The following is a 6,901-nucleotide window of genomic DNA, read 5'->3' as shown; positions in this document are numbered from 1 at the left end:
TGTCGTAAAAGTCCAGGTAGGGCAAGCCGAAGTGTCTCCATATTCATTATAGGGGGTTATTTTCCACCAATATTCAGTGCTGTTAGCAAGATCGGGATCATAAGTGGTTACGGCTCCTAAATCGGATTGATTGATAACTGTTGTAAATGGGGATACAGTTCCAAAAGATAATTTGTATCCTGTAGGCGCACCACCTCCGGATGACCAATTAAGTGTCTGCGATAAGAGAATATTAGTAGCACCGTTAAGAGGGCTGACAAGATTGGCAGGATTGGGAGGAGTAGTTATCTCATAAGTAGTATAAGCTATCTGGATATTAGGACGATAAGAGCTTAGAGTACCATTTCCCGATGGAGGTGTAGAATCCTGATTCCAGTATTGATGAGTGTTAGTTACCGAAGTATATTGGACACCGGGTCCTCCGGAACTTCCGCCTGCGGAGCTACTTCCAGTACCTCCATAGTTTCTTTCTACCAGAACCATTAATCCAAAACCATTATCAATAGCAAAACTGCTGGTGAGAGAAAATTGATTCCAACCTCCTGCAGGTGTGTCACCATAGTTAGAATCATATACAAGAGTTGCTCCGCTGATCATATTTGCCCAAGTGTCCGCACTTGCAATAGTAGTTGCAGCAGTTGTTTTTAAATATATTTTCGTGGGAACGATTGCCGTTGTAGCAATAGTAGAATACCAGGCAAGCGAAGATATACTGAGATTTTGGCTTCCCAGTTCAGCATCTGTATAGAGAGCAGCACTTCGTTCATAACCAAAAAATGAACCTAAGGGATATCTCTGGACGCTTGTTCCTGTGCCAATAGTAATTGTATCGGCAAAGACGAATGCTACAATCAGCATTGCACAACATATAGTTAAAAGTTTCTTCATACGAAAACTCCTTGTTTAGATGTTTTTTCTCTTGAAGAGTTAGCTTATTTATTAAACGATAGGCATTACCTTTCCGAATTTTGTAGTTATGGGGTAAGAGCATTTTGCAAGGTAAGCCATAACTAAATTTGAAATGTTAATAAAGAAAGTGAAATGTGGCTGTTGTCTTTTTACCGAAGAACCCATATATAATGTGCGATGATTATGATACAAAAACCTCGGTTGATGGACAGAGCGTAACATTTCGTTATAAACAATTATTTTTTGAGGAATTACGGATTTGCAACGAACAAACCGTAAATAACTTAACAGATGCGATTTTAGATAACTAAAATACGGTGTAAGATAGCCGTATAATGAAGAATTAAGATAAAGTAGATAAAAGGAAAGCAATAAATTAGCAGCCAAAATAATCAGTTTAGGTAATAAGAAAAGCGCTGCCAGATAAGTAAATTCAAGCTGAAGCAATGGATATATAAGGGGAAAACAAATGAGCACATAAACACAGGAAAGCGAATATACCCATAGTATAACAGAGAAAACAATATTATCTCCGTTCCTTTCTGTTACTCCTGAAAAAATGGATAGCCGGACCTGTTTAAGGTTCATAAGCATCCTTCCTCGTTTATGGAAATGCAAACATAAAGTTCATTTAAAATCTATCGCCAATATTTAACTATCTTTGTGACATACTTTAAAGAATCTCATCTCACATCTCTCGCTCACAACTGATGCCATTTATAACTATGCAATAGGGCTGTCAAGAAAAAAATTAATCTATTCTATCTTATTGTAATGCTATAGTGTTACAGTATTTTATCGTGGTATTCGAGCATTATTGCCAACTGCTTATGGCATAGTCCATTCTCTAACGACTCAGTAACACTTCTCTAACACTGCCGTAATTTCGCTACAGAATCGTTACTTAATCGTGACAGAATTATGAGAGGGCAAGCTTAGGAAATAACCATAAAAAAACCCCCGAGCCAATTCCGCCCGGGGGTCTTTAATCACTCGTTAACTTGTTAACCAGTTAACCCATTCACTCGTTAACCAGTTAACCTGTTCACTCGTTAACCAGTTAACCCATTCACTTGATAACCAGTTAACCTGTTCACTCGTTAACTTATTTCATCATTATCATTTTCTTGGTGCTGCTATACTTTCCAGCTTGCATTTTGTAATAATACACGCCACTGGAAACTGAGCGACCATTATTATCGGTTCCATTCCAGACGATTGTATGATTTCCGGGTTCCTGAATACCTTTAATCAAGGTCTTAACCAATTGACCTTTAACATTATAGACCTGAAGAGTTACGGGTCCTGCTTCTTTAACGCTATAGGAAATAGTGGTTTCCGGGTTAAAGGGGTTCGGATAGTTGTTATGCAAAGCGGTGGCAACTACTGGAACTTCAGGATCATTAACATCTCCGCCGGTAACTGTTACATCATCTACGCAGAAAATAAAGGCATCGTTGGAAAGGCACTGAATACCAATGTAGTAATTACCGACATTGGTAATTTGATAGGTAAATTCTGTCCAGTCCACCGGTGCTTCAATGTAGTTTGGTCCACTAATGATAGTGAAATCAGCAGGATTAGTGGAAGGAGAAATACCTACCTTGAATCTTTCCAATCCATAATCCGAAACATAACTTCTTGCCCAGAACTTGACTGAATTGGGATGCGTAAGCTGAGGAGTAATCATCCAATCATTATTGGGAGGAGTTGTGGAAGCGAAGCAAGCTGCTAATTTGTTTCCTCCGTGAGCGGCGAAAGTAGTTAAGGCAGGAGATGTGGTAGTAGGATTGAAGATTATGAATGCCTGGGGATTATAAATATTTTCCCAGGAATAACCTTGAATACCATAAGTTCCGCTTTGATCTACATCAACCAATGTCCAAGGAGCAAAGGTTATAGTGAAATCTGCATAGGACTCAAAGTCGTCCGTAAAGATATTTGCTGTGGGAGGTAGTTGAAAGTTAACCGTAGTGGTTTCGCCGGTTACAACAATAACTCCCGTTTGAGATACGGACTGATAATTGGGGTGAGTGGCAGTAACAGTGTGAGTTCCAGCTAAAACTGTCATACTGTAAGCGCCAGTGGCGTTAGTTGTAGCAGTCACATTTTCGCAAGTAACTGTTGCGCCTGAAATTGGCTGATTTTGCATATTGCGAACGATACCGGCGATAGTTCCGATTTCGTTGTATAAAGGCAAGGGATTGGAGATTCCGGCGATGGAATATACACCACCAGTATAAACTGTCTTTACTGCCCATTTGTATGTGCCATCAGGTAATGAAATCCAGCCAGCATCGGGATACATTAAAGCATTAATAGGTGTGGGAGTTAACAGAGTCCAGGCACTTTCATTGGTTTCCTGACCCTGCAGTAAACGCCAAACCTGATAACCAACCGGAATTCTCTCGTTAGTTGATCTTACAGTTTGTGTGCTTTTTGTGTTTTGAGCAACGGATTTAATATTGGCTGTAGGCAAAGATTTTGTATCCTTTAGCACTGTCTTGATGCCTTCCAAAGAAGGAGCATTAGTAGGTGCAGCCCAACCAACGAAACCTTGGATGTTCCAGTTGTAATCCAACGCAGGATTCTGTGCAATTAAAGTGGTCCACTGACCACCAAAATACATCATATTGCCAAAACCATCAACGGCAGGTCCGGCATCGCAACCGGCAGGATATCCACCAGTAACGACATTACGATAGCCAAACCAAAGTTCTTCGTTTCCGTTAACCAATACTGGGTTATTTAAATTAACAGTGTTATAAGTATCCAGAGTGGGTGTAAAAGCTTGATCTACAACCATATTAGCTGGCTGAGTAGCGGTTCCGCCAGTCCAAACGCGAACAGAGAATGTTCCTGCTTGGGCAGGCCATACTTTTAGGGTGTATAAACTCATACCCGCATACTGAGTTAATTCGGATGCAGGGAAGCGAATATATACATCAAAGTCATTGGCGCCACCGGTTCCGATGCTATCATTATTTTCACCGTTATCATAATGTAACCAATCGCCACCACCCGATCCGGGTTCCATCCAAGTTATGCTGGCAATGGCTCCGTTGTCAGTTGCCTGAACATTAACGGGGGGAAGAGTAAGTTCGGTTACTGTAATATCGCCCATATTTACATTTGTAGTTCCAACTACAACCTGACCCGTTGCCTGTTGGTAACCAGTCATAGTAACAGTATAATTGTAGGTTTGGCTGGCATATACATTGGGAATGGAGAAGTTTCCGGAAGCATTGGTAACTGCTTCATAAGGTTCATAACCACTTAAAGCAATTGTAGCATTAGCTAATCCAGCAGTAGGATTATCGCTGCCAACCACGCGTCCACTTACGGTAACTTGTGGCAGAGGGGCAAGAGTAAAGTTACTTACCGTATTTTGATCTTCAACGACTGTCACATTGTTTGTTACTGAATTATAACCGTGTTTAGTGGCAGTAACTTGATGAGCACCTTCCATAACATAGGGGAAATTGTATGCACCATTAACGGTAGTACAAACTAAAGCAGTTCCAGCAACTGTAACAGATGCACCCGATAGAGGTGTAGCCCCTACGGAAACGGTTCCGCTTATTGATCCCATACCTTCGGTTATCAGCATAAAGGTTGTTTTGGGGAACATTGCAGCGGGAGTAGCTGCAGCTGGGCTTGCAGGATCATAATCTACAGAATCGCTATAGAGATTAAGAGTGCGGGCGGCAACTGTTCCAGTTTGTGTAACGAATACATCCGAAGATGAATAGTATTGTGTATCCATAGGTCTTTCTACCATCACGACAAGATTTCCTCCACCATAAGCATAAGGCGGATTAAGAGTGATGAGTATATTATTGGGTCCGCTGGGATAATTCACGGTTCCATTATAGACCTGTGTAAGCTGAGTGGAAGGAATCCAACCGGTACTTAGATCAGTTTGAGTGGTTTCTCCAACCCAGATATTGGTGGGCATATTGGGTAAATTTGTTGCGAAATTATTATAGAACTGAATTCCAGTAAGCAAACCACCGATATTTAATTCTGTAGCGAGATAAATGGTTTCAAACAGAGAATTGTGGTAATACATATCTACTGGCATTCTTCCAGTTGAACCACCGGCACCAACTGTTATCGCTACAACACCTTGTGCTTGAACATTAACGCTCAAATGGGCACTTTGATTGTTAGTAGCAATTTCATCAGTAGCTAAAACCACTTCGCCATAAATGTAGGTAGCTCCAGTTTGAGTAGGAGTCCAGGGAATGGTAAATTGTAGGGTCTGCAGTGAGTTTATAGAAGTTCCTGCTACAGAACCAACTTCTACGCCACCTTCTTTCATTAGTTTTACGGTATAATTTGTCTGAACTGCCGTGCCGTTATTTTTTACGGTTACTACATAATTAGAGGCAGCACCCACACTGGGTGTTGGGTTCCCTGTAATGCTTAAACAGCCCATATCATTAACAATTGCTTGTCCTGAATAGAAAATGGTTGTTTTGGGAACCAGACCGGTAAGAGTTGCTCCGGTAGGAGGATTGGCAGGATCATAGGGGGTGCTGTCACTATAAATATTTATAGTGCGGTTAGCGCCAATCGTTAAGCCATAGAAATTGTCACTGGCAGAATAATATTGTGTGTCCATAGGACGCTGGACCATTATTACCAAGTTTCCGGGAGTATGCATATAAGGTGTTTGCAAAGGAATGGTAATGGTATTCACTCCGGAAGGATAAGTAATGTTGCCGTCAAAGACCAAACTAAGTTGAGTGGAAGGAATCCAGCCACCGCTTAAATCCTGAACATTGGTGGAACCCATCCAAATTTTGGTGGCTCCGTTGGCAGGGGAATCAAGAAAGTTATTGTAATAAGCCAGAGAAGTTATAGTTCCGCTAACAAAACCCAGTTCATCAGACAAATAAATGCTTTCGGAAAGGGAGTTCTTCCAGAAGAAATCCATCGGAATCCGCATTGTTTCTGTTCCGTTAGCAATGGTAACTGCCTGAACACCAGCTGGCTGAACGGTAATATTCAAAGTAGGTGTTAGGTCGTTAGTAGGATTTTGATCTCCGGTTAAAACAACTTTACCGCGAATAACTAAAGCGCCAGCTACCGTGGGAGTCCAACTAACCTGAAAAGTAAGGGTCTCATTGGATTGAATGGTGGTTCCCGCCGTGGAACCAAGCTCATTGTTATTGCTGTCAATCAGTTTAACCTGATAATTGCTTTGAGGATTGGTTCCCCGGTTACGAACGGTAATTGTGTAAGCCGTTGCTGTTCCTGCTGTGGGAGTAGTGTTTCCGGAAATGGCCGTTGCGGCTAAATCATTGGCTTGAGCCACAACGGGATTAAATTCATACACAGTTCCCTGAGCCGGGAAAGTAGTAATAGTAGTGGTTTCCGTAGTAGTGGAGGCAGCTCCGGAAGTTGGATTTATACTGTAAAACCAACCAGAACCACCCGGGGTCATATTGATGCCAATGGAGGCAGAAGGGTTGTTTGGCGTTCCAGCATTAGAACCATAAATGAAACTAACCTTGCCCGTTTCATAAAGTTGAACTTGAAAATTAAAACCAACAGGACCACTATAGTTCCACTTGGCATCCGCATATTGAACGGTGAAAATACGATTGGGAGCGGTTCCAGTGGTAAGATAACTTACTATTCCTGAAGCCATACTAAGATCGTCCCATAAAGGGGCAACCACTGGTTGATAAGATGTGGAGGCAAGATTGTTAGTTAGGTTACTTCCAGTTTGGGAAGTTCCTAATCCAACCCAGCCGTTGGAAGAGATTTTTACTTCGCTATAAGAAAAATCTCCATAACCAAAAGTGAATCCAATAGGGATGGCAGCGGAAATTCCATCATCAGTTGAAATTGCTGCATCAGTCCCAGTAATTGGTGTGTAGGTTCCAGTGGTGGCATTGAAAGTATAATACTCATCAATTGTCGCCCAAGACAAACACACCATACATATCATCACGAGTAGTAATGATAGTCGTTTCATAGT

At 41.5% G+C, this 6,901-nt stretch carries 3 protein-coding genes; all 3 read right to left on the bottom strand.

Features of this window, described 5'->3' with window-relative positions:
* The coding region (locus ABFC98_02375; protein MEN6444874.1) for a hypothetical protein at positions 1-888 on the bottom strand (888 nt) is incomplete at its 3' end.
* 51 nt (positions 889-939) lie between these two features.
* The gene (locus tag ABFC98_02370) at positions 940-1,497 is read right to left on the bottom strand and encodes a hypothetical protein (protein MEN6444873.1); all 558 of its coding nucleotides are present in this window, start codon (positions 1,495-1,497) and stop codon (positions 940-942) included.
* Positions 1,498-2,014: 517 nt separating this feature from the next.
* Positions 2,015-6,898, bottom strand: a complete 4,884-nt coding sequence (locus ABFC98_02365) for a carboxypeptidase regulatory-like domain-containing protein (protein MEN6444872.1) — start codon at positions 6,896-6,898, stop codon at positions 2,015-2,017.
* Between the last annotated feature and the right edge of the window lie 3 nt (positions 6,899-6,901).

It is taken from the genome of Candidatus Cloacimonas sp., assembly GCA_039680785.1.
Taxonomy (GTDB): Bacteria; Cloacimonadota; Cloacimonadia; order Cloacimonadales; family Cloacimonadaceae; genus Cloacimonas.
This window is presented reverse-complemented; position numbering and strand designations above follow the sequence as displayed.

Excerpts from the sequence above, each read along its gene's own strand:
- ABFC98_02365 (MEN6444872.1), bottom strand. The coding sequence starts at position 6,898 with ATGAAACGACTATCATTACTACTCGTGATGATATGTATGGTGTGTTTG.
- ABFC98_02370 (MEN6444873.1), bottom strand. The coding sequence starts at position 1,497 with ATGAACCTTAAACAGGTCCGGCTATCCATTTTTTCAGGAGTAACAGAA.